The 22,041-nt window shown below is 70.6% G+C and carries 18 protein-coding genes; 13 read left to right on the forward strand and 5 right to left on the reverse strand.

Annotated features, from left to right (window positions below):
* Positions 1–114: 114 nt before the first annotated feature.
* The 6 genes from QEZ54_RS05060 (at position 115) to QEZ54_RS05085 (ending at position 7,508) form a co-directional block, all read left to right on the forward strand.
* A complete protein-coding gene (locus QEZ54_RS05060; RefSeq protein ID WP_281303268.1) occupies positions 115–1,764 on the forward strand; it encodes a GMC family oxidoreductase in 1,650 nt (549 codons plus the stop codon).
* Positions 1,765–1,836: 72 nt separating this feature from the next.
* The gene (locus QEZ54_RS05065) at positions 1,837–2,622 is read left to right on the forward strand and encodes a DUF3152 domain-containing protein (RefSeq protein ID WP_281303269.1); all 786 of its coding nucleotides are present in this window, start codon (positions 1,837–1,839) and stop codon (positions 2,620–2,622) included.
* 27 nt (positions 2,623–2,649) lie between these two features.
* On the forward strand, positions 2,650–4,203 hold the full coding sequence (gene guaA, locus QEZ54_RS05070) for a glutamine-hydrolyzing GMP synthase (protein ID WP_281303270.1): 1,554 nt from the start codon (positions 2,650–2,652) through the stop codon (positions 4,201–4,203).
* A 198-nt stretch (positions 4,204–4,401) separates the two neighbouring features.
* Complete coding sequence (locus QEZ54_RS05075) at positions 4,402–5,367, forward strand: NUDIX domain-containing protein (RefSeq protein WP_281303271.1); 966 nt, start codon at positions 4,402–4,404, stop codon at positions 5,365–5,367.
* Positions 5,368–5,389: 22 nt separating this feature from the next.
* Positions 5,390–6,316 carry an NUDIX domain-containing protein gene (locus QEZ54_RS05080; RefSeq protein WP_281303272.1) on the forward strand — a complete coding sequence of 309 codons (927 nt, stop codon included), beginning with the start codon at positions 5,390–5,392 and terminating at the stop codon, positions 6,314–6,316.
* A gap of 298 nt (positions 6,317–6,614) precedes the next feature.
* Positions 6,615–7,508: a CDP-alcohol phosphatidyltransferase family protein gene (locus tag QEZ54_RS05085; RefSeq protein ID WP_281303551.1), complete on the forward strand. Its 894-nt coding sequence runs from the start codon at positions 6,615–6,617 to the stop codon at positions 7,506–7,508.
* A 180-nt stretch (positions 7,509–7,688) separates the two neighbouring features.
* Here QEZ54_RS05085 and QEZ54_RS05090 read toward each other — a convergent pair whose 3' ends face one another.
* From QEZ54_RS05090 to QEZ54_RS05100, 3 genes are all read right to left on the reverse strand, one after another.
* A complete protein-coding gene (locus QEZ54_RS05090; RefSeq protein WP_281303273.1) occupies positions 7,689–8,936 on the reverse strand; it encodes a phosphatidylserine decarboxylase in 1,248 nt (415 codons plus the stop codon).
* A 101-nt stretch (positions 8,937–9,037) separates the two neighbouring features.
* Positions 9,038–9,268 carry a hypothetical protein gene (locus QEZ54_RS05095; protein ID WP_281303274.1) on the reverse strand — a complete coding sequence of 77 codons (231 nt, stop codon included), beginning with the start codon at positions 9,266–9,268 and terminating at the stop codon, positions 9,038–9,040.
* The gene (locus QEZ54_RS05100) at positions 9,265–10,608 is read right to left on the reverse strand and encodes a PspC domain-containing protein (protein ID WP_281303275.1); all 1,344 of its coding nucleotides are present in this window, start codon (positions 10,606–10,608) and stop codon (positions 9,265–9,267) included. The genes QEZ54_RS05095 and QEZ54_RS05100 overlap by 4 nt, the downstream gene beginning before the upstream one ends.
* Positions 10,609–10,754: 146 nt before the next feature.
* On the opposite strand from QEZ54_RS05100, the gene QEZ54_RS05105 reads away from it, so the two are divergent.
* The 7 genes from QEZ54_RS05105 to QEZ54_RS05135 all read left to right on the forward strand — a co-directional run bounded on the left by QEZ54_RS05105 (position 10,755) and on the right by QEZ54_RS05135 (position 18,659).
* Positions 10,755–11,981, forward strand: coding sequence for an ATP-binding protein (locus QEZ54_RS05105; RefSeq protein WP_281303552.1), 1,227 nt, complete (start codon positions 10,755–10,757; stop codon positions 11,979–11,981).
* Between the two features lie 8 nt (positions 11,982–11,989).
* Positions 11,990–12,637 carry a response regulator transcription factor gene (locus QEZ54_RS05110; RefSeq protein WP_217395104.1) on the forward strand — a complete coding sequence of 216 codons (648 nt, stop codon included), beginning with the start codon at positions 11,990–11,992 and terminating at the stop codon, positions 12,635–12,637.
* Positions 12,638–12,887: 250 nt separating this feature from the next.
* Positions 12,888–14,516 (forward strand): ABC transporter substrate-binding protein, encoded by a 1,629-nt coding sequence (locus QEZ54_RS05115; protein WP_281303276.1) that lies wholly within the window; start codon positions 12,888–12,890, stop codon positions 14,514–14,516.
* A gap of 96 nt (positions 14,517–14,612) precedes the next feature.
* Complete coding sequence (locus QEZ54_RS05120; protein WP_281303277.1) at positions 14,613–15,647, forward strand: ABC transporter permease; 1,035 nt, start codon at positions 14,613–14,615, stop codon at positions 15,645–15,647.
* Positions 15,640–16,617 carry an ABC transporter permease gene (locus QEZ54_RS05125; protein ID WP_281303278.1) on the forward strand — a complete coding sequence of 326 codons (978 nt, stop codon included), beginning with the start codon at positions 15,640–15,642 and terminating at the stop codon, positions 16,615–16,617. The genes QEZ54_RS05120 and QEZ54_RS05125 overlap by 8 nt, the downstream gene beginning before the upstream one ends.
* A 4-nt stretch (positions 16,618–16,621) precedes the next feature.
* Positions 16,622–17,656: an ABC transporter ATP-binding protein gene (locus QEZ54_RS05130; RefSeq protein WP_281303279.1), complete on the forward strand. Its 1,035-nt coding sequence runs from the start codon at positions 16,622–16,624 to the stop codon at positions 17,654–17,656.
* Positions 17,649–18,659 (forward strand): dipeptide ABC transporter ATP-binding protein, encoded by a 1,011-nt coding sequence (locus tag QEZ54_RS05135; protein ID WP_281303280.1) that lies wholly within the window; start codon positions 17,649–17,651, stop codon positions 18,657–18,659. The genes QEZ54_RS05130 and QEZ54_RS05135 overlap by 8 nt, the downstream gene beginning before the upstream one ends.
* A gap of 983 nt (positions 18,660–19,642) precedes the next feature.
* Here the strand turns inward: QEZ54_RS05135 and QEZ54_RS05140 are convergent.
* A complete protein-coding gene (locus QEZ54_RS05140) occupies positions 19,643–19,927 on the reverse strand; it encodes a chorismate mutase (RefSeq protein ID WP_281303281.1) in 285 nt (94 codons plus the stop codon).
* 234 nt (positions 19,928–20,161) lie between these two features.
* Positions 20,162–22,009 carry a bifunctional metallophosphatase/5'-nucleotidase gene (locus tag QEZ54_RS05145; RefSeq protein ID WP_281303282.1) on the reverse strand — a complete coding sequence of 616 codons (1,848 nt, stop codon included), beginning with the start codon at positions 22,007–22,009 and terminating at the stop codon, positions 20,162–20,164.
* Between the last annotated feature and the right edge of the window lie 32 nt (positions 22,010–22,041).

The raw sequence follows: 22,041 nt of genomic DNA on the forward strand, positions 1-22,041 counted from the left end.
ACGGCAGTTTCAGGGAAAGTGCACGAATGCGGGCCATGATTCCTGCACTTTCCCCGAAACTGCACGGAAAGCCACCCCCTGGCGCAAGGCTTACTCGCGGGTAATAATGCGCGCATGGCGCGCTACGACGTGGTGGTGATCGGGTCGGGTTTCGGCGGGAGTGTGGCCGCGCTCCGGCTGGCCGAGAAGGGGTACTCGGTCGCGGTGCTGGAGGCGGGCCGCCGCTTCGCCGACCGGGACTTCCCGAAGACGAGCTGGCGGGTGCGCAGGTTCCTGTGGGCGCCCGCGCTGGGCTGCTACGGCATCCAGCGGATCACGCTGCTGCGGCCGGACAAGGGTGAGCGCGGCGCGGGCGTGCTGGTGCTGTCCGGCGCCGGGGTCGGCGGCGGATCGCTGGTGTACGCCAACACGCTCTACCGCCCGCTGCCGGACTTCTACCGCGATCCGCAGTGGCGCGACATCACCGACTGGCAGGCCGAGCTGGCCCCGCACTACGAGACGGCCGAGCGGATGCTCGGGGTGACCACGTACGACCGCACCACCCCGGCCGACGAGGCGTTCCGCCGGGTGGCCGAGCGGATGGGCGTCGGCGACACCTTCCACGCCACCCCGGTCGGCGTGTTCCTGGGCATGCCGGGCACCACCGTGCCGGACCCGTACTTCGGCGGGCAGGGGCCCGCGCGGGCGGGCTGCCTGCACTGCGGCGAGTGCATGACCGGCTGCCGCCACAACGCTAAGAACACGCTGGTCAAGAACTACCTGTGGCTGGCCGAGAAGGCGGGGGCGCAGGTCTTCCCGCTGACCACCGTCACCGCCGTACGCCCGCGCGAGGGCGGCGGCTACACGGTCGAGACCGCGCGGACCGGCGCACTGCTGGCCAGGCGCCGGCGCTCGCCCGCGGGGGCGGTGATCGAGGCCGACCAGGTGGTGTTCGCGGCGGGTGCGCTCGGCACGCAGCGGCTGCTGCACGCGATGAAGGAGCAGGGGGTCCTGCCCCGGCTGTCGGCCCGGCTGGGCGCGCTGACCCGGACCAACTCGGAGTCGCTGGTAGGCGCGACGATGCTGCCCGGCCAGGCCCGCAAGCGGAAGCCGCGCTTCACCGAGGGCGTGGCGATCACCAGTTCGTTCCATCCGGACGGGCGGACCCACATCGAGCCGGTGCGCTACGGCCGGGGCTCCAACGCGATGGGGCTGCTGCAGTCGGCGCTGACCGACGGCGGGCCGGGTCGAGGGCGGCGCTGGCTGCGGGAGATGCTCCGCTGGCCGCTGCCGTACCTGCGGGCGGTGTCGGTGCGGGGCTGGTCGGACCGGACCATCATCGCGCTGGTGATGCAGTCGCTGGACAACTCGCTGACGGTGCGCTGGCGCCGGGGCGGGCTGCGCTCGACGCTGGGGCACGGCGCCCCGAACCCGACCTGGATCCCGGCGGGCAACGAGGCGGTACGGCTGCTGGCCGAGGAGATCGGCGGGCTGCCGGGCGGGGCGCTGCCGGAGGTGCTGGACATCCCGCTGACCGCGCACATCCTGGGTGGGGCGGTGATCGGGGCGGACGCGGACAGTGGTGTCGTGGACCCGTACCACCGCGTCTTCGGACACCCGGGCCTGCACGTCGTCGACGGCGCCGCGGTCTGCGCGAACCTCGGGGTGAACCCGTCGCTGACGATCACCGCGCAGGCGGAGCGGGCGATGGCGGCGTGGCCGGTGAAGGGCGGGGCCGACCGGCGGCCCGCGCCGGGGGAGCCGTACCGGACGGTCGCCGGATGACCGGCGGGCAGGTGAGACCGGCTCGCGACTACCACCGTACGGGCGAACTGCCGACCGCTTAAGGTGTTCGGCATGGGGAGGACGTTCTCGCGGGCTCGTGTCGCGACGGTCGCGCTGGTGTTGTCACTGCTGGCGGCCGGGTGCGGCGAGCAGCCGCACCCGAGGTTCGAGGCGGCGCCGTCCCCGTCGGCGGTGCTGGAGTCGGCGGCCGCGTCGCCGTCGGCGGTGCCGTCGCCCGCGCCCAAGCCGTCGCCGTCGGTGAAGCCGTCGGCCTCGCCGAAGCCGGTCCGCAACGGCAACGTGCTCAAGCACGGCGCGGGCACGTTCCGGACCGCCGCGGGCGGCACCGGCGTGGTCGGCACCGCGGGCACGCTGCGGACGTACCACGTGCAGGTGGAGAACGGGATCACCGCGTTCGACCCGGACTCCTTCGCCGCGGCGGTGGACCTGATCCTGGCCGATCCGCACAGCTGGATCGCGTCGAAGAAGTGGCGGTTCAAGCGGGTCACCACGGGGACGAGCCCGAACTTCTACATCCGGCTGGCCACGCCGGACACCATGGACCGGATGTGCGGCACCGCCGGGCTGGACACCGCGGGCATCTTCTCCTGCCAGTACGGCAACAACGTCATGATCAACCTGTACCGCTGGACCAACGGCGCGACCGGGTTCACCGACCTCGACGTGTACCGCAACATGGTGGTCAACCATGAGACTGGTCACTATCTCGGCCACGGCCATGTCTTCTGCCCCGGCGCCGGCAGGACCGCGCCCGTGATGCAGCAGCAGACCAAGTCGCTGCAGGGCTGCAAGGCCAATCCGTACCCGTACCCCGACGGGGTCCACTACGTGGGTTGACCTGGGCGCCACGTTAAGGTTGAGGTCATGACTACGCCGCGCCCCGTCCTGGTGGTTGACTTCGGAGCCCAGTACGCCCAGCTGATAGCCCGGCGGGTGCGCGAGGCGCACGTCTACTCGGAGATCGTGCCGCATTCGATGCCGGTCGAGGAGATGATGCGCCGGAATCCGGCCGCGATCATCCTGTCCGGCGGCCCGTCGAGCGTGTACGAGCCCGGCGCCCCGCAGGTCGACGCGGCCCTGTTCGAGGCGGGCGTGCCGGTCTTCGGCATCTGCTACGGCTTCCAGGCCATGGCCGCGGCGCTGGGCGGCACGGTCAGCCACACCGGCCTGCGCGAGTTCGGCGGCACCTCGGTCGAGGCGCAGCCCGACGCGGGCGTGCTGTTCGCGGGCCTGCCCGCCCGGCAGGACGTGTGGATGAGCCACGGCGACTGCGTCAGCGTCGCCCCGGCCGGGTTCACCGTCACCGCCGCCTCGGCGGGCGCGCCGGTCGCCGCGTTCGAGGACACCTCGCGCGGCTTCGCCGGGGTGCAGTTCCACCCCGAGGTCGCGCACACGCCGTACGGGCAGCGGCTGCTGGAGCGGTTCCTGCACGAGGTGGCCGGGATCGCGCCGACCTGGACCATGAGCAACGTGATCGACGACCAGGTGGCCGCGATCCGCGCCCAGGTCGGCGACGCCGAGGTGATCTGCGGCCTGTCCGGCGGCGTCGACTCGGCGGTGGCCGCGGCACTGGTGCACAAGGCCGTCGGCGACCAGCTGACCTGCGTCTTCGTCGACCACGGCCTGCTGCGCGCGGGCGAGGCCGAGCAGGTGGAGCGGGACTACGTCGCCGCCACCGGCATCAAGCTGAAGGTCGTGGACGCGGCCGACCGGTTCCTCGGCGCGCTGGCCGGGGTGACCGACCCGGAGACCAAGCGCAAGATCATCGGCCGTGAGTTCATCCGCGTGTTCGAGGCGGCCGCGCGCGAGGTGGCGGCCGGCGGCGACGTCCGCTTCCTGGTCCAGGGCACGCTCTACCCGGATGTGGTCGAGTCGGGCGGCGGCACCGGCACCGCCAACATCAAGAGCCACCACAACGTCGGCGGCCTGCCCGACGACCTCAAGTTCGACCTGGTCGAGCCCCTGCGCACGCTGTTCAAGGACGAGGTCCGGGCGCTGGGCGCCAGCCTCGGCCTGCCCGAGGAGATGGTCTGGCGGCACCCGTTCCCGGGTCCGGGCCTGGCCATCCGCATCATCGGCGAGGTCAACGAGCACAACCTCGGCATCCTGCGCGCCGCCGACCTGGTCGCCCGCCAGGAGCTCACCGCCTCCGGGCTGGACCGCGACGTGTGGCAGTTCCCGGTGGTGCTGCTGGCCGACGTGCGCTCGGTGGGTGTGCAGGGCGACGGCCGCACGTACGGCCACCCGGTGGTGCTGCGCCCGGTCTCCTCCGAGGACGCCATGACGGCCGACTGGTCCCGCCTGCCGTACGACCTGCTGGCCCGGATCTCGACCCGCATCACCAACGAGGTTCCCGAGGTCAACCGGGTCGTGCTCGACGTGACGAGCAAGCCCCCGGGCACCATCGAGTGGGAGTGAGTGAACGTCGAGCCCCGGCCTTCCGCCGGGGCTCAACTCTTTGCGTGCGGTCTCTCAAGATCCGTTTCAGCGCCGATTTGCGGGGCCTGAGCTGGGACGCCGAACCACAAAGGTGATCAATGGCATCAATGGAACGTGAAGGTACTTATAATTCGGACATCTTGTCGTGATCTTCGCGGCAGGGGAGAATGACTTCTCGTGACCACCGCGCTCGAGGCACTGCGGCGGATCGCCGCTTATGCCGTCATCACCAATGAGTCCGGCCAGGTGCTTCTGGTCCGGGCATCCGAGCAGTCCGGCACCCCGGGCATCTGGTCCCTCCCCGGAGGGGCGGTGGACCACGGCGAGCACCCCAACGACACCGTTGTCAGGGAGACAGCCGCCGAGACCGGTCTGAGCGTCGCCGTCACCGGGCTGCGCGACGTGCTCGCCGACATGCGGGCACTGCCGCACCGCGGCGTGACCATCCACACCGACCGCGTCATCTACGCCGCGCGGGTGCGCGGCGGAGCGCTGCGCGAGCGGATCGACCAGCCCACCGACCTGGTGGCCTGGCTGGATCCGGACGACTGCGCGAAACTGCCGCTGCGGCCGTTCACGGCGGCCGCGCTGGGGCTGTCCGCGCTGGCCGCCGACGAGGTGCCCGACGAGGTGCCCGACTTCCCGTCGTTCCACGCCGTGCCCGGCGCCGACGGGCTGCACCGCGCGCAGCGCTTCGCGGCGTACGCGGTGGTCACCGACCGGCAGCAGCGCGTGCTGCTGACCCGCATCGCGCCCAACTACCCCGGCGCGGGCCTGTGGCACCTGCCCGGCGGCGGCACCGACTTCGGCGAGCAGCCCGGCACGGCGCTCATCCGCGAACTTGTCGAGGAGACCGGCCAGCGCGGGCGGCTGGGCGAGTTGCTGGGCGTGGCCAGCCACCGCGACGCGGCGTCGCTGGGCCCCGAGGGCTACCCGATCGACTGGCACGGCGTGCGCGCCTTCTACCGGGTGCGCGTCGACCGGGCCACCCGGCCGAAGGTGTACGACCAGGGCGGCTCCACCGCCGAGGCCCGCTGGGTCACCCCCGGCGAGCTCGGTGAGCTGGGCCCCGACGACGTCACCGAGGTCACCGCGGAGGCACTGCGGGCCGCCGCGCTGCCCCGCATGCCCCGGCAGGTGTGAGCCGTCGCCTAGCCTGACGGCCATGGAGAGAAGGCGCAGGATCGGGGCGTACGGCATCGCCCGCGACGAGCAGGGCCGGCTGCTGCTGGTCCGCTCGTCGGCCAGGTCGAACCACCCCGGGCGGTGGTTCCTGCCCGGGGGCGGCCTGAACCACGGCGAGGACCCGGCCGCCGGGCTGGCGCGCGAGTTCCTGGAGGAGACCGGCCTCACCGTGCGGATCACCGGTCTGCACGGCGTCTCGTCCGACCTGGTCGACATGCCGTGGCGGGGGGTGCTGCTGCACCACGACCGGGTCGTCTACGACGTCGAGGTGGTCGGCGGCGAGCTGACCGTGGAGACCGCCGGCACCAGCGACCTGCCCGCCTGGGTCGAGCCGGCGCGCCTGGCGGAGCTGCCGGTGATCCCGTTCGTGGCCCGGACCCTGGGCCTGCCCGAGCCGGTGGGCGACGGCCCGGCGCCCCCGGCCGCCGACGAGTCCGGCGAGCTTTCCGCCGACGGGCGGCTGGTGCGGCAGTCGAACCGGGTGATGCGCTTCGGGGCGTACGGCATCGTCACGGACCCGGCCGGCCGGGTGCTGCTGTCGCTGACCTCGCCCGGCTACCCCGGCGCGGGCCACTGGCACCTGCCCGGCGGCGGCACCGACTTCGGCGAGCAGCCGCACGTCGGCCTGCTGCGCGAGATCTACGAGGAGACGGGCCAGGTCGGCGAGGTGACCGAGCTGGTCGAGGTGGGCTCGAGCCACAACCCGGCCGCGGTCGGCCCCGAGGGCGTGCCGCTGGACTGGTACGTGGTCCGCGCCGTCTTCCGGGTCACCGTCGCGGACCCGACTGTGCCGGTGGTCACCGAGGTGAGCGGCTCGACCTGTGACGCGGCCTGGTTCCACCCCGCCGAGCTGGGCGGTGTCCGGCTCACGGACATGGCAAACCGAGAATTGCGTCATATCAGGTGAATTCGACGGTCGGGTAGACTGGCCGACGGACCGAGACAGACAGCCCCCGGGATGCTTCGTGGCCTAGGGGCCGATTTGCCCCTTCAGTGACCCAATGGGTGGAGATTTCGACCCGGCGGGTATCGCCAAGGCACACACGGGTGTGCGATGGTGTAGGCCGCAAAAGCCGGACGGTCCGCTGAGGCGGCGGAAAGGAACCGTACCGGCCATGGAGGGACGACACGTGCCGAGAGCCTTATGGCGTCGGCGTCGCTTGACGGACAGTCCGCGTCCAGCGGGCCGGCAGTGGACCGGTCGGCTGCGCGCAGGCAGCTCCTTCGCCCGGCAGATGCTGCTGGTGCCGGTGGGACGACTGCGCAGGACTGAACACTCCGCTGCGACGAGCCCCAACCTGCCCGGCCTGGACCCGGTCGAGCTGCGCGCCATCGAGGCCGCAGCCGTCACCGAGACCGCCGAGCCGCCGACCCCGACGACGATCCCGCTGCTGCCCGGCGAGCGCACGCTCGACCGGCGCATAAAGTTCGCCCTGGTGCAGGCCTGCACGCTGAGCAGCCTGATGCTCGGCATGACCGCGATCTTCCTCGCGATCATGGGAGCCAAGCCGATGTACGGCGCGCTCTGCCTGCTCGCCTGCATCACCTTCGACGGCCTCGACGGGGCCCTGGCCCGCAAGTTCGGCGTGGCCAGCCCGTTCGGCGTCCAGATGGACTCCCTGGGTGACATGACCTCGTTCGGCATCGCCGCGCCGGTGGTCATCTACTCCGCGCTGAAGGGCGCGGTGCCCACGCCGGTGCTCATCGCCGGCTGCGCGCTCGTCGCCTGCTGCGCGGCGATCCGCCTGGCCAGGTTCAACGTCTCGCCGAAGGACGGCCGGTTCTTCTGCGGCGTGCCGACCACCATGGCCGCGACCGTGCTCGCGGTGACGGTGCTGCTGAAGTCCACCAGCCTGGGCAGCTCGCTGCCCGCCGCGGCGCTGCTCTCCGGGGTGGTGCTGCTGGCCCTGGCGATGGTCTCCAGCTTCCCGTACGCCAAGCTGGCGAAGGTGGTCAAGCTGCCGCCGACGCTGTTCATCCTGCCGCTGGTCGGCCTGGTGTGGAACCCGCTGGTCACCTTCGGCCTGCTGGTCCTGGTGTACCTCGCCAGCGGCCCGCTGCTGTGGGCCCGCCAGCGCCACACCGCTCGCGTGGCCTGATCAGCCGATACGAAAGCGCCGCCCCGGTCCACTGGACCGGGGCGGCGCTGTTTCGTCGACGTCCGCAGTTGCTTCGCTACCACCCGGCCTAGCATTGACGCTGGCCTATCTAGAAGACGGATTTCGGAAAGTCGTCCTCTGGATAGGCCAGCGTCAATTTAAGGCGGAGTGTCGCCCAGTTCAGCGCAGGCGCGCGATCACCGTCGAGGCGCCGGTCACCCGGTCACCGGGGGCGACCAGGGCCTCGGCGCGGTCGGCGGGCAGGTACACGTCGGTGCGCGACCCGAACCGGATCAGGCCGAACCGCTCGCCCTTGGCCAGCAGCGCGCCGATCGGCGCCCGCTGCACGATCCGGCGCGCGATCAGGCCGGTGCGCTGGGCCACCACGACCCGGCTGCGGTCGGGCGTCTCCAGCACCGTGTACGCCGCCACGTTGTGCTCCGCCTCCGGCTTCATCGCCGCCGCGTAGCCGCCGTCCTCGACGAAGTAGTCGACGACCTTGCCCGCGACCGGCGCCCGGTTGACGTGCACGTCGAACACGGACAGGAACACCGCGATGCGCAGGAACTCCTCGTCGGCGAAGCGCTCGTCGTAGATGTGCTCCACGCTGAGGACCTTGCCGTCGCTGGCGGCCACGACCGCGGTCGGGTCGGCCGGGACGTCGCGCTCCGGGTCGCGGAAGAACGCGGCCACCGGGGCGGCCAGCAGGGCCGGCGCCAGCCACGCCTTCGACTTCGGGCGGACGGCCTTGAGCACGGCGGCGGCACCCAGCGCGATACCGGCCGCGGCGACGCCGTTGGAGTCGATGTTCATGCCGCCGTACAGCGGGACGCTGGAGGGGCGGAAGGCCGGGCTGAGCTTGGCCGCGACGCTCGCGTCGACGTCGGTGAAGCGCAGTCGGTGCACCCGCACCGGCGGGGTGTTGCGCAGCACCAGGTCGGAGCCGACGCCCTGGCGGGCGGCGATGCGGTCCAGCTCGTCGTTGGCCCCGCCGGACAGGCCGGGCAGCGCCACCGCGGCGATGATCAGCAGGCCGCCCTCGCCCACGAACTTGCTCAGGCGCTCGACGGTGGTGCGGGCCTCCTCGCCGGAGCCGACCACCGGCTCGGCCACGATGACCAGGTCGGCGGGCTCGGCGGCGCTGAGGTCCGACACGACCTGCACCCGCTCGGCCAGGAAGCTGCCCAGGGTGGACAGGTGCCCGGCCACGGAGTCGTCGGCGGCGACCACGGTCAGCCGGTCGCCGGGCAGCAGCGCGTCCAGCGCCTCGGCCAGCACCAGCGAGTCGGCGCTCGCGCCCACCAGCAGCGCGGTCTTGGGGCCGCCGTGGCGCGCCAGCTCGGCGGTGAGGGTGCGCGCGGCGCGGTCACCGATGCGGATCTGGCCGAGCGGTCCGAGGGCGGGTCGGTCAGGCTGGTACTGGCTCATGGATCGGCTCCTCGTCTTCGACCGGGTGTTTCACCGGTCAGCATAGACAAGCTCCCCTCACCGGCACGTTTCGACCGGTGAGGGGAGAGGATCGGTTCGGCTCAGATGTCGCCGTCGACAGCCTTGTCAGCTGCGGGAACCTCGGCCCGCTTGCGCGGGGTCAGCGCCCCGAGCACGCCCATCACGCCGAAGATGATCAGGCCGGCCGCCACGAACCAGCCCAGCGGGGGCAGGTCCACGTGGATCAGGCGGCGGGCCAGGAAGGCTCCCGCGACGAACAGGAACAGCAGGCCGAAGAAGAGCGAGACCGTGTCGGTACGGTGCGACTTCATCGGGTCACCTCCGCGTTGCCGGCGTTGACGTCGAGGTCGATGCGCAGGGTGCCGCCGCCGGGGCCGTCGGCCCCGAAGTCGGACTGGGTGTCCGTGACGCCCGCCCCGTTGAGCTCCCGGCCGAAGACGTTGGCGTTGCCCAGGTTGACGTCGCTGTTGACGGTGACGTCGATCCCGTCCGGGACGATGATGCGCAGGTCGCCGGCGGTGATCTGGGCCCGGACGCGGGTGTCGCGCCCGGCCAGCGGCAGCTGGGTCAGGTCGAGCGTGGCCTGGCCGAAGCGGTGCTCGTACCGGTCGGCCAGGTCGTCCATGGTGGTCGGCGCCCAGGTGACGTTGCCGGCCTGGCTGCGGACCCGGTCCCAGTCGTCGCCCGCGTTGGCCATCGGCAGGGCCAGGCCCAGCAGGATGCCCAGCAGGATCCAGCCGCGGGCGCGGCCGAACCACGCCCCGATGACCAGGCCCACGCCCACCACGGCCAGCGCGGTGGCCACGTACACGGTGCCCGGGATCGAGATCCCGGTCATGTCGACCATGGCCAGCAGGCCGAGGGCGATCAGCACCACCCCGAAGATCAGCCGACCCAGCCGGGAGGGCTCCGGCCGCGGCTTGACCGGTGCCGCTGGCGGCGGGGGCGGCGGCGGTGCCGGGGCGTACGGCCCGTGCGGGGCGAACGGCGGGCGGTAACCCGTCGGCTCGCCCGGCAGCACCGCCGTGACCGGCGCCGGGCCGGGCACGGTCGCCGCCGCGGCGTACTCCGGCGCGGGCTGCGGCCCGGCGGCGTACTGCGGGGGCAGGTAGGTGACGCCCGGCTGCGGGCGCGGCGCGCGGCCGCCGTTGCTCCGGCTGACCACCAGCGCGGCCACCACCAGCCCGATCGCCGCGATGACGGCCATCTCGAAGCTGTTGGTCACCCCGCCGAGCACGAACACCGCCACCACCCCGAGCACCAGGGTCAGCGTGGAGGAGGTGGTCGAGTAGCCCCGGCCGAACAGCGCCTCCAGCGGGGAGGCGGTGTCGCCCTCGGCCGGGGTGAGCAGCCACACCGCGAGGTACACGATGATGCCGATGCCGAAGATCGACAGCACGCCGATCAGCACCCGCCACAGCAGCGGGTCGGTCTTGGTGGCCCGGCCCAGCGCCCCGCACACGCCCGCCAGGTAGCGGCCGTGCCGGGGCCGGATCAGGTCGTATCCGGCCGCCCAGGAGACGTACGGTGCCGCGCCCGGGCCGGGCGGGGCCTGGCCGGTCGGCGGGGCGGTGGCGGCCGGGGGCGGCTGCGTCGCGCCGTCGTCGCCGGAGCCGTCACCACGAGGGGGAGTCGCGGTCTCATCGTTCATACGTCGATAGTGAGGCTGAGCAGGCCCGACCCGCCTCCGGACCGGACCCTGAGCCCACCCTGAGAAAGGACGTCACAGTATCTGGGGGTCTCACCCGTGGGCGCCCGCGCGCCCGCCGTGACACGATCGATCACGTGTCGACCTCCGTGCCCGAGACCCCCCGGCTGACCCGCTCCCGCTCCGACCGGCTGGTCGCGGGGGTCGCCGGGGGCATCGCCGCGCACGTGCGCCTGTCGCCGACCCTGGTCCGGATCATCTTCCTGCTCATGCTGCCCGTCAACGGCCTGGGCGCGCTGCTGTACGCGGTGTTCTGGGCGGTGCTGCCCGCGGGCGCGGACGCCGGCCCCCGCCGTCCGCTGATCCGCCTGGTGCCGTTCGTGCTGGCCGGGTTCGCGCTGATGACGATCAGCCTGCTGATCAACCGCGACGGCGGCATCGGCATGTCCGTCGGCTGGCTGGTGGCGCTGGTCGCGGTCGGCGCGGGCATCATCTGGCACCAGGCCGACCCGGACCGGCGGCAGCGCTGGAGCGACGCCTCGCCGAACGCGCCCTGGCTGGCGGCGGTCACTGACGGTGACCGCCGGATGTACCTGCTGCGCTTCCTCGGCGGCGGCGTGCTGGTCGCGGTCGGCATGATCGGCATCATCGTCATCTACTCCCCGCAGACCCTGGGCGCGATCAGCTGGGGCGACCTGTGGATCGCGGTGGCGTTCGCGCTGGTGGCGCTGGCGGGTGTGGGCCTGGTGGCCGCGCCGCTGCTGTGGCGGATGCTGGCCGCGCTGCGCTCGGAGCGCGAGGGCCGCATCCGCGAGCAGGAGCGCGCCGAGCTGGCCGCCATGGTCCACGACCAGGTGCTGCACACCCTGGCGCTGATCCAGCGCAACGCCGCCGACCAGGCGGCCGTGGTCCGGCTGGCCCGCGGCCAGGAGCGCAGCCTGCGCAACTGGCTCTACCAGCCCACCGGCTCGCCGACCGAGCACTTCGCGGCGGCGCTGCAGCAGGCGGCGGCGGAGGTCGAGGACACCTACGGGATCGCCGTGGAGGCGGTCGTGGTGGGCGACCGCAAGGTCGACGAGCGGGTCGCGGCGCTGGTCGCGGCGGCGCGCGAGGCGCTGGTCAACGCGGCGCGCCATGCCCAGGTCAAGACCGTCTCGCTGTACGCCGAGGCGGAGCCCACGATGCTGAGCGTGTTCGTGCGCGACCGGGGCACGGGCTTCGACCCCACCGCGGTGGAGGAGCGGCGCCACGGTGTACGAGGATCGATCATCGGACGGATGGCCCGCCACGGCGGCCAGGCCGAGATCCGCAGCACGGTCGGCGAGGGCACCGAGGTCCGGTTGAGCCTGGCCGTCACGTCCTTGAAAGAGGAGTAGGGATATATATGAGCGAGCAGCGGCTGCGGGTCTTCCTGGTCGACGACCACGGCATGTTCCGGGCGGGGGTGCGGGCCGAGCTGGGCGCCCACGTCGACGTGGTGGGTGAGGCGGCGACCGTGGCCCAGGCGGTCTCGATGATCGGGTCGACGGTGCCCGACGTCGTGCTGCTGGACGTGCACATGCCCGACGGCGGTGGTCGCGCGGTGCTGGAGGCGGTGCGCAAGACGCAGCCGCAGGTCCGCTTCCTGGCCCTGTCGGTCTCGGACGCGGCCGAGGACGTGATCGGCCTGATCCGGGCCGGGGCCAGGGGTTACGTCACCAAGACGATCTCACCGGACGACCTGGTCGACGCGATCCGGCGGGTGGCCGACGGCGACGCGGTCTTCTCGCCGCGGCTGGCCGGGTTCGTGCTCGACGCCTTCGCGGCGCGCCCCGACGCGCCGGTGGCCGACCCGGAGCTGGACCAGCTGACCAACCGCGAGCGCGAGGTGCTGCGGCTGCTGGCGCGGGGGTACGCGTACAAGGAGATCGCCAAGGAGCTGTTCATCTCGATCAAGACCGTGGAGACCCACGTCTCCAACGTGCTGCGCAAGCTGCAGATGTCCAACCGGTACGAATTGTCGCGTTGGGCGGCGGATCGACGTCTTGTGTGACGCTCTGTATCGCCCAATCTGTGAGATGCCAGTTACCTCCATGTTTCGATTCACGATCAACACCCACGCCGACCTGCTGAATCGCCGCTGTTCAGAGCGTTTTACTTCGATCAAGAAAGTTGCTTGACGCGGTATCGGCGTCGTCCCGTCTCGGTAACGGGTTGGTATCAGGGCCTTCCCGGCGTGTGTCGAGGGGTGCGAAAGTGTGGCCACCTCACACCCCCTCGTGAGCGCCTGAGGAGGCACACGAATGCGCGGGAAATCCCTTAAGGCAGCGGTGGCTACCGCCGCTGTCGCGCTGATTGCCGCTGGTTGCACCAGCACCCCCGATGCCGAGACGCCGACCGATGTCGGTGGCGAGCTCCGGATCTACGCGTCCGAGCCGGCGAGCCTGTTCCCGCCGATGGCCGACGACAACCCGTCGATCGTCATCATCCGCCAGCTGTACAAGGGCCTGGTGGAGTACGACGCCAAGGGTGCGCCGGTCAACGTGATCGCGGACTCGATCACCTCGACGGACAACAAGGTCTGGACGATCAAGCTCAAGTCCGGCTTCAAGTTCACCAACGACGAGGCGGTGACCGCGGACAGCTTCATCGACGCGTGGAACTTCACCGCGTACGGCCCGAACGCCGCGACCAACTCGTACTTCCTGTCGAGCATCGCCGGCTACGACGAGCTGCAGGCGACCGACCCGGACGGTGACGGCCCGAAGACGGCGCCGGAGCCGGCCGCGAAGACCCTGTCGGGTCTGAAGAAGCTCGACGACACGAGCTTCGAGGTCACCCTGAAGAAGCCCTTCTCGGGCTTCCCGGCGCAGGTCGGCTACTCCGGCTTCTTCCCGGTCGCCAAGGCGTGCCTCGCGGACGTCAAGGGCTGCACCGAGAAGCCGATCGGCAACGGCCCCTACAAGATCGAGGGCTCCTGGGAGCACAACGTCCAGGTGAAGCTGTCGCGCAACGACGCTTACACCGCCTCGAAGGGCAAGGCCGACACCCTGACCTTCAAGATCTACGACAAGCAGGAGACGGGCTACGCCGACTTCAAGGCCGGCGAGCTGGACATCTTCGAGTCCGTCCCGTCCGCTGAGGTCAAGGCCGCCAAGCAGCAGTACGGCGAGCGCTTCTTCCAGAAGCCGAGCAACACCTTCACCTACGTCGGCATGCCGCTGAACGACGCGCGTTTCCAGAACAAGCAGATCCGTCAGGCTCTGTCGCTGGCGATCGACCGTCAGGCGATCATCGACGCGGTGTTCGACGGCCGCTTCTCGGCCGCGCAGGGTGTTGTGAGCCCGAACTTCCTCGGCTACCGTGACGGCGCCTGCCCGAACTGCAAGTACGACCCGGCCAAGGCCAAGCAGGTCCTGGAGGCGGCTGGCGGCTGGAAGGGTGGCAAGATCACCCTGTGGGCGAACGCCGGTGCGGGCCACGAGAAGTGGATGCAGGCGGTCGGCGACGGCTGGAAGAAGGACCTGGGCATCGACTACGAGCTCAACACCACCCTCCAGTTCCCGGAGTACCTGGCCAAGGGCGACGCCCACCAGTTCACCGGCCCGTTCCGTCTCGGCTGGGGCCCGGACTACCCGTGGTTCGAGACCTACCTCGCGCCGCTGTACTACACCAAGGGTTCCTCGAACGCCAGCGGTTACACCAACCCGGCCTTCGACGCGGCTGTCGACGAGGGTAACGCTGCCAAGACGCAGGAAGAGGGCGTGAAGGCGTACCAGAAGGCCGAGGACATCATCGTCGACGACCTGCCGGTCATCCCGATGTGGTTCGGCATGGTCTCCGACGTGTACAGCGAGAACGTCAAGACCTTCGTCTTCAACCCCATCTCCGGTGTCGAGTACGACAAGATCGTCCTCAACCCCGCCAAGTGATCTCCTGATCGCTTGATCTGATCCACACTCACGCGGGGCGGTGGGGAACCGGACCGGTTCCCCACCGCCCCGATGGCTCCGAGAGGAGGACCAGAGGTGGGACGCTACGTCATTCGACGCTTGCTGCAGTTCATTCCCACGGTCCTAGGAACGTTGTTCCTCCTTCACTACCTGACCTCGGTGGGCATGCAGCTCACCGGTAACCCGGTTCGCGCGCTCTTCGGCGATCGCACCCCATCGCCCGCGACTGTCGAGGCCATCACCCGCAAGCTCGGGCTGGACGATCCCTGCCTGAAGTCGCCCGGGAACCCCTGTCTCGAGCTCTTCTGGCAGCGCCTCGGCCTGGCGCCGAGGAACGGGACCTTCAGCGGCTACCTGCAGGGGGACTTCGGTACCAACCTGCGGTTCCGCGAGGTGACCGACATCGTCTCGACGGCTCTCCCGTACACCCTCAAGATCACCCTGATCGCCTTCCTGGTCGAGGCCATCATCGGCATCATCGCCGGTGTGCTGGCCGGCAAGCGCAGCGGCGGCTTCATGGACTACGTCGTGAAGATCGGCACCGTGCTGGTGATCTCGGTCCCCGTCTTCGTGCTCGGCCTCCTGGTCCAGCTGTTCGTCAGCGTCAAGTTCGGCAACTGGCTGCGAACGCAGGAGTGGGTCCCCGAAGTCATCTCGCGGGGTCTGTTCGGTGCGGCGTACAAAATCGACTATCCGTTCGCCAGCCTGGTGATTCCCGGTGTGGTGCTCGGTCTGCTGGGCCTGGCCGCCACCGCGCGCCTGACCCGCACGAGCGTCCAGGAGAACCTGCGGGCCGACTTCGTGCGCACCGCGCGGGCCAAGGGCCTGACGGGCAAGCGGGTCATCGGCGTGCACACGCTGCGCAACTCGCTGATCCCGGTCGTCACGAACCTGGGTCTGTCGGTCGCGGTCTACCTGACCGGCGCGATCATCACCGAGGGCATCTTCAACGTGCCCGGCGTCGGCAACCAGATCGGCAAGGCAATCTTCCAGGGCGAATCGATGGTGCTGATCGGCATCACGACCATGCTGGTGCTGGCGTACCTCACCATCACCCTGCTGGTGGACCTGCTCTACGCCGTGCTCGACCCGAGGATCCGCTATGAGTGACATCAACGCCGCGACCGAGACCGTCGCCGGAGCGCCGACCACGTCGACCGCCCCGGCGCCCGCCAAGGACTCGAACACCGCCCCCGCCAAGGAGCGCAACGCCAGCCTGTGGTCGGACGCCGGGCGCGAACTCGTCCGCAATCCGGCGTTCATGATCTCCCTCGGGTACATCCTGCTGATGGTCTCGATGGCGATCGTGCCCTGGTTGTGGACCAGCCGGGACCCTGCGATCTGCGACATCAAGCAGTCCAAGCTCCCGCCGTTCACCGGCGACCACCTGCTCGGCACCAGCGTGAACGGCTGCGACTACTGGTCGCACATCGTGTACGGCGTGCGGCCCTCGCTGCTCATCGCACTGCTGGCGACCATCGGCATCACCTTCCTGGGCGTGACCCTGGGCGTGCTGTCGGGCTTCTTCGGCGGCTGGGTCGACGCGATCGTCTCCCGTATCGCGGACATGATCTACTCGCTGCCGTACCTGCTGGGTGCGCTGGTGTTCCTCACCGTGATGCGCAAGAGCGAGCTGATGACCCGTAGCCAGAACAGCCAGGTGGTCGTCATCGCGATCGTGCTGGTGATCCTCGGCTGGGTCGGCGTCACCCGGATCATGCGCGGCAGCGTGCTGGCCGCCAAGAACCTCGACTTCGTCCACGCGGCGAAGGCGCTGGGTGCGACCAATTCGCGGATCATGTTCCGGCACATCCTGCCGAACGCGATCGCTCCGGTGATCGTGGTGGCCACCATCGCGCTGGGCTCGTTCATCGCGGCAGAGGCGACGCTGACCTTCCTCGGCGCCGGCCTGCAGGCGCCGGCCGTCTCCTGGGGCGTCATGATCGCGGGGCACATCCAGTACTTCTTCGAGTACCCGTACCTCGTGCTCGTCCCGTGCGGGTTCCTGGTGGGCACGGTGCTCTCGTTCATCCTGATGGGCGACGCGCTCCGCGACGCTCTCGACCCGAAGCTGAGGTGAGAACATGACTGAGGTTTCGGTCGACTTCAGCCCCGCCCTGCGCGGGACCGAGCAGAGCGCGCCGCTGCTGCAGGTGGAGGACCTCCGGGTGGAGTTCCGCACCCGGGTCGGCGTCGCCAAGGCGATCAACGGAGTGTCGTTCGAGGTCAACTCGGGCGAGACGCTGGCGATCCTGGGCGAGTCCGGCTGCGGCAAGTCAGTGACCGCGCAGGCGATCATGGGCATCCTGGACAGCCCGCCCGGTTTCATCACCGGCGGCGAGATCCGGTACCGCGGCGTGGACCTGCTCAAGCGCACCGACGAGGAGCGCCGACTGGTCCGGGCCAACAAGATCGCGATGATCTTCCAGGACGCGCTGTCGGCGCTGAACCCGGTCTTCACGGTCGGGTTCCAGCTGGCGGAGCTGTTCCGCAAGCACCGCGGCATGTCCCGGGCGGACGCCAAGAAGCGCTCCATCGAGCTGCTGGATCTGGTCAAGATCCCGGCGGCGAGGCAGCGGGTGAACGACTTCCCGCACCAGTTCTCGGGCGGTATGCGCCAGCGCGTGATGATCGCGATGGCGCTGGCGCTCGACCCGGAGCTGCTCATCGCCGACGAGCCCACGACCGCACTGGACGTCACCGTCCAGGCGCAGATCATGGGCCTGCTGGGCGAGCTGCAGCGGGAGCGCAACATGGGCCTGATCCTGATCACCCACGACATGGGTGTGGTCGCCGACGTGGCGGACCGCATCAACGTCATGTACGCGGGCCGGATCGTGGAGAAGGCGCCGGTGTACGACATCTACGCCAAGCCGTCCCACCCGTACACCAAGGCGCTGCTCGAGTCGATCCCCCGGGTCGACCTCAAGGGGCAGCAGCTGAACGTGATCAAGGGCCTGCCGCCGAACCTGACCCGGATCCCGGCCGGTTGCGCGTTCAACCCCCGGTGCCGGTACACGCAGGACGTCTGCAAGGCCGACCCGGTGCCGCCGCTGCACCAGATCCAGCCCGGCATCGCCAGTGCCTGCCACTTCTGGAAGGAGGTCCGCGGTGAGTGACGTCGTGCTCGAAACCCGCGACCTGGTCAAGCACTTCCCGTTGACCAGGGGCATCCTCTTCAAGACCAAGATCGGCGCGGTACGGGCGGTCGACGGGATCAACCTGCAGCTGCACCGGGGCGAGACCCTCGGCGTGGTGGGCGAGTCGGGCTGCGGCAAGTCCACCCTGGCCAAGCTGCTGGTCGGCCTGGAGAAGCCCACCAGCGGATCCATCGTCGTCCGCGGCCAGGACACCTCGAAGCTCAGCGGCGAGGCGATACGGCGGGCTCGGCGCAACATCCAGCTCGTGATGCAGGACCCGTACACGTCGCTGAACCCGCGCATGACGGTCGGCGACATCATCGGTGAGCCGTACGAGATCCACACCGACGTCGCGCCCAAGGGCGACCGTCGGCGCCGGGTCCAGGAACTGCTCGAACTGGTGGGTCTGAACCCCGAGCACATCAACCGCTACCCGCACCAGTTCTCCGGCGGCCAGCGCCAGCGCATCGGCATCGCCCGCGCGCTCGCGCTCAAGCCGGAGATCATCCTCTGCGACGAGCCGGTCTCCGCGCTCGACATCTCGATCCAGGCCCAGGTCATGAACCTGCTGGACGAGCTGCAGAAGGAGATGGGGCTGTCGTACATCTTCATCGCCCATGACCTGTCAGTGGTGCGCCACATCGCCGACCGCGTGGCCGTGATGTACCTCGGCAAGGTGGTCGAGTCCGGCACGGACGTGCAGATCTACGACCAGCCGACCCACCCGTACACGCAGGCGCTGCTGTCGGCGGTGCCGGTGCCGGACCCGACACTGCGCGGGCACCGGGACCAGATCGTGCTGGAGGGCGACGTGCCGTCACCGGCCAACCCGCCCTCGGGCTGCCGCTTCCGCACCCGGTGCTGGAAGGTGCAGGACATCTGCGCCACCCAGGAGCCGCTGCTGCAGATCTCGGCGAAGTCGGCGCACCCGAGCGCCTGCCACTTCGCGGAGGTGCGGGACGTGGTCCACGCCACCCAGTGATCCGGGTGGAGTGACTCCCGGTGGCGAACGGTCGGGTTGGTTGAGCCTCCGGCCAGACCGTCCGCCACCGGGTCAACATAGAGCAGGGCACCGCACGCGACGCGAGCGGTGCCCTGTGCTTACTTCCCACCCCACCACCTACCCCACCCCGCCACCGCCCCGCGCCTTCAGCGCTTTCCGTGCCCGCCCCTCCGGGCCTTCCTCGTCCGCCGGATTCGCCGGATTCGCCGGGTCCGCCGCGTCCGCCGCGTCCGCCGCGTCCGCCGCGTCCGCCGCGTCCGCCGCGTCCGCCGGGTCCGCCGCGTCCGGCCTGCGCCCGCCGCGTCCGAGCGGGCGGTTTGCGCCTCGCGGGCCCGTGTGGGCATGGGGCGGCGGCGAAAGATTGCGGTCAGCGGTCAGAAGGTCGCGCTTGGCCGGAGCTTCTGACCGCAAGTGATGATCTTCAGCGGGGCTGGCGGGCCTGCGGGGCCTGGGGGGCATGGGGTGGCGGAAGATCGCGGTTTGCGGTCAGAAGGTGGCCCTGGGGCGGAGCCTCTGACCGTAAGAGCTGATCTTCGGCTGGAGATCAGCTCTTACGGTCACAACCTGGCGTTTTCCGCGAGGGGCGGGCAGGGGACTGACCTGAAGCGGTGATCTTCGAGGCGGGCTGTCCCGCGATGCGGGAGTAAGCCAGGCATCCCCATGGGTCGATGCACCGAGAGTGACCGCAATCGGCGATCTAGGGCGATCGCGGGTCCGAAATCCGGGAGCGGAGAGCGATTTGGCCCGGATCCAGCCCGGCCGACACCAGCCTACCTGGAGGGCGGATCATCTATGCCCGTCCTCTAGGTAGGCCAGTGTCGATGCGTCGCGGAAGGCGCGACCGTGCGGAGTGCGGTAGCCGGCGACGGACGGAGTAGGAGTGCCCCGGCCGGCGACGGACGGAGCGGTGTCGATGGCGGTGGGGTGGGCGGCGGTGGGGTGGGCCGGGGTGGGGCTGCGGGTCAGAGTGGGCCGCGGCCGGCGCGGAGGAGGAGCAGGGCGAGCTGGGCGCCGTCCGTACCGAGCTCGGCGCGGAAACGGTCCATGATCTCGCGTTCGCGGCTGAGGACCAGCCGCGTGCCGCCCGAGGCGACCCGGACCCGGCCGACCTGCTGCGAGATCGCGGCGCGCTCCTGCCACAGTGCGATGAGCGCGGCGTCGATGGCGTCGATGCGCTCCCGCATCGACGTGATCTCGGCGGCGGCCTCCGGCGCTGCGGTGCCGGTCTGCTGGGCGATGGCACTCATGAGTTACTCCTCGGTGGGATCGTCGCTCGTCGGGTGCCCCGGGCAGAAGAAAAGCCCCGGGCTCGTCGAGCCCGGGGCTTTTCGTCAGGTCTGCTGCTCAGTCAGGCGCGACCTACGGCTGCCGGGGCTCCGGAGCCATAGGTAAAGTAGAACGCCTGCTTGATCACGTCGCCAAGTATGCCACGGATGCCCGCCGACGCAATCGAGCCGACCATCATGTGAGAGCCGTCCTGCTCAGCCGAGCTTGGTGATGCGGTCGGCGGTACCCGGTGCGATCGGGCCGGTCGCCAGGTGCGCGACCAGCGCGTCGACGTCGAAGCCGGGCGCGGTGACCCGACCCGTGCCGCCGGTCAGCGCGGTGAAGCCGTCGCCGCCGTTGGCCAGGAAGTCGTTGGTCGTCACCAGGTATGTCGCGGCCGGGTCGATCGGGGTGCCGTTGAGCGCCAGGTTCGACACCCGCGAGCCGAGCGGCAGCGTGGTGTTGTACGAGTAGGTGAAGCCCGCCGACACCTGCAGGAACTTGGTCGTCGTCTGCCCGAGGTAGCCGGTGAACTGCTGCTCCAGCACCTCTTTGAGCTGCGCTCCGGTCAGCGACTGGGTCACCACGAGGTTGTTGAACGGCTGCACCGTGAACGCCTCGCCGTAGGTGACCTGGCCGGGTGCCTCGCCACCGGGGGAGTTGGTGTAGCTCAGCGCGGCCCGGATGCCGCCGGGGTTCATCAGCGCCAGCTGCGCACCGGCCGAGGAGGTCCAGGCGAGCTGGGCGTCGGCGATGACGTCGCCCAGGGGGCTCTCGCCACTGGGCTTGGCGTCGCGGGGGATATCGGCGGTGATGCTGCCGACGACCCGGTTGGCCAGCGGCGCGACCGCGGTGCGGTACTTGTCCGCGATCACCTTGGCGGCCGGGTCGATCAGGGCGGGGTTGCGCACGTACACGCCCGGGGCGCTGGTCTGCCAGGTGCCGTCGGCGTTGCGTACGCCGTTCTCGACGATCACGTTGCGCGCCGCGATGGAGCTGAACGTGCGGGTGTGGCGGTCCATCGTCATGGTGATGTCGGTGACCAGGGTGCCGTTGGTGCCCGCGCTGGTGACCACGACCGGCTTGCCGGTCGCGTTCGGCAGCGAGCAGGAGTAGAACCGGTGCGTGTGGCCGGAGACCACGACGCCGAACTCGTCGCGCAGCCCGGCCACGATCGGGGTGATCGCGCCCGCGAACGCCGCGCAGGTGGAGATGTCGCCGGTCGGGCCCTGCAGGCCGCCCTCGTGGATCAGCAGCACCTGGGCCTTGACGCCGAGCAGGCGCAGGATGCCGCCCCACAGGTTGGCGGTCTGGATCTCGTCCTTGAACTCGACCGAGGTGATGCCTGCCGGGTTGACGATGGTCGGCGTGGCCTCCAGGGTCATGCCGACGAAGCCGACCGGCACCCCGTCGATGATCTTCACGCTGACCGGGGGCAGCACCGGCAGGTGCGTGCGCTTGTCCACCACGTTGGCGGCCAGGTACGTGAACTCGGCTCCGTCGAAGCCGTCGCCGTCCACGCAGCCGTCGACGGGGTGGCAGCCGCCGTTCTGCAGCCGCTTGAGCTCGATCACGCCCTCGTCGAACTCGTGGTTGCCGACCGAGGTGATCTCCAGACCGAGCTCGCTGAGCAGCTCGATCGTGGGCTCGTCGTGGAACGCGGCGCTGACCAGCGGGCTGGCGCCCACCATGTCGCCCGCGCCGACGGTGACCACGTCGCGTCCGGCGGCGACGTTCTCGGCCCGCAGCTTCTTGACCCAGGTGGCGAGGTACTCGACCCCGCCGGCCGGGTTGCCGACGACCAGGCCGCCGCTGCCGGTGGGCGGGTCGATGGCGCCGTGGAAGTCGTTGAAGGCCAGCAGTGCGCCGTTGGCGGTACGGGTGGCCGCCTGCGGCTCGGTCAGCGTGAGCGAGACCGGGGTGAGGGGGGTCCACGCGGCGGGCGTGGTGTCAGCGCTGGATCCGCCGGTCGGCGAGATCGCCGCGACGACGGCCACCGCGAGCGCCGGGGCGGCCAGCACCCGCAGCGCGCTCGTCCAGCCCCGATGGCGGGGGTGACTCATAAAGAGGCCTCCATTGTCTGCGTCGCGCTCCT

The sequence above is a fragment of the Catellatospora sp. KI3 genome, assembly GCF_029948125.1.
Lineage (GTDB): Bacteria > Actinomycetota > Actinomycetes > Mycobacteriales > Micromonosporaceae > Catellatospora.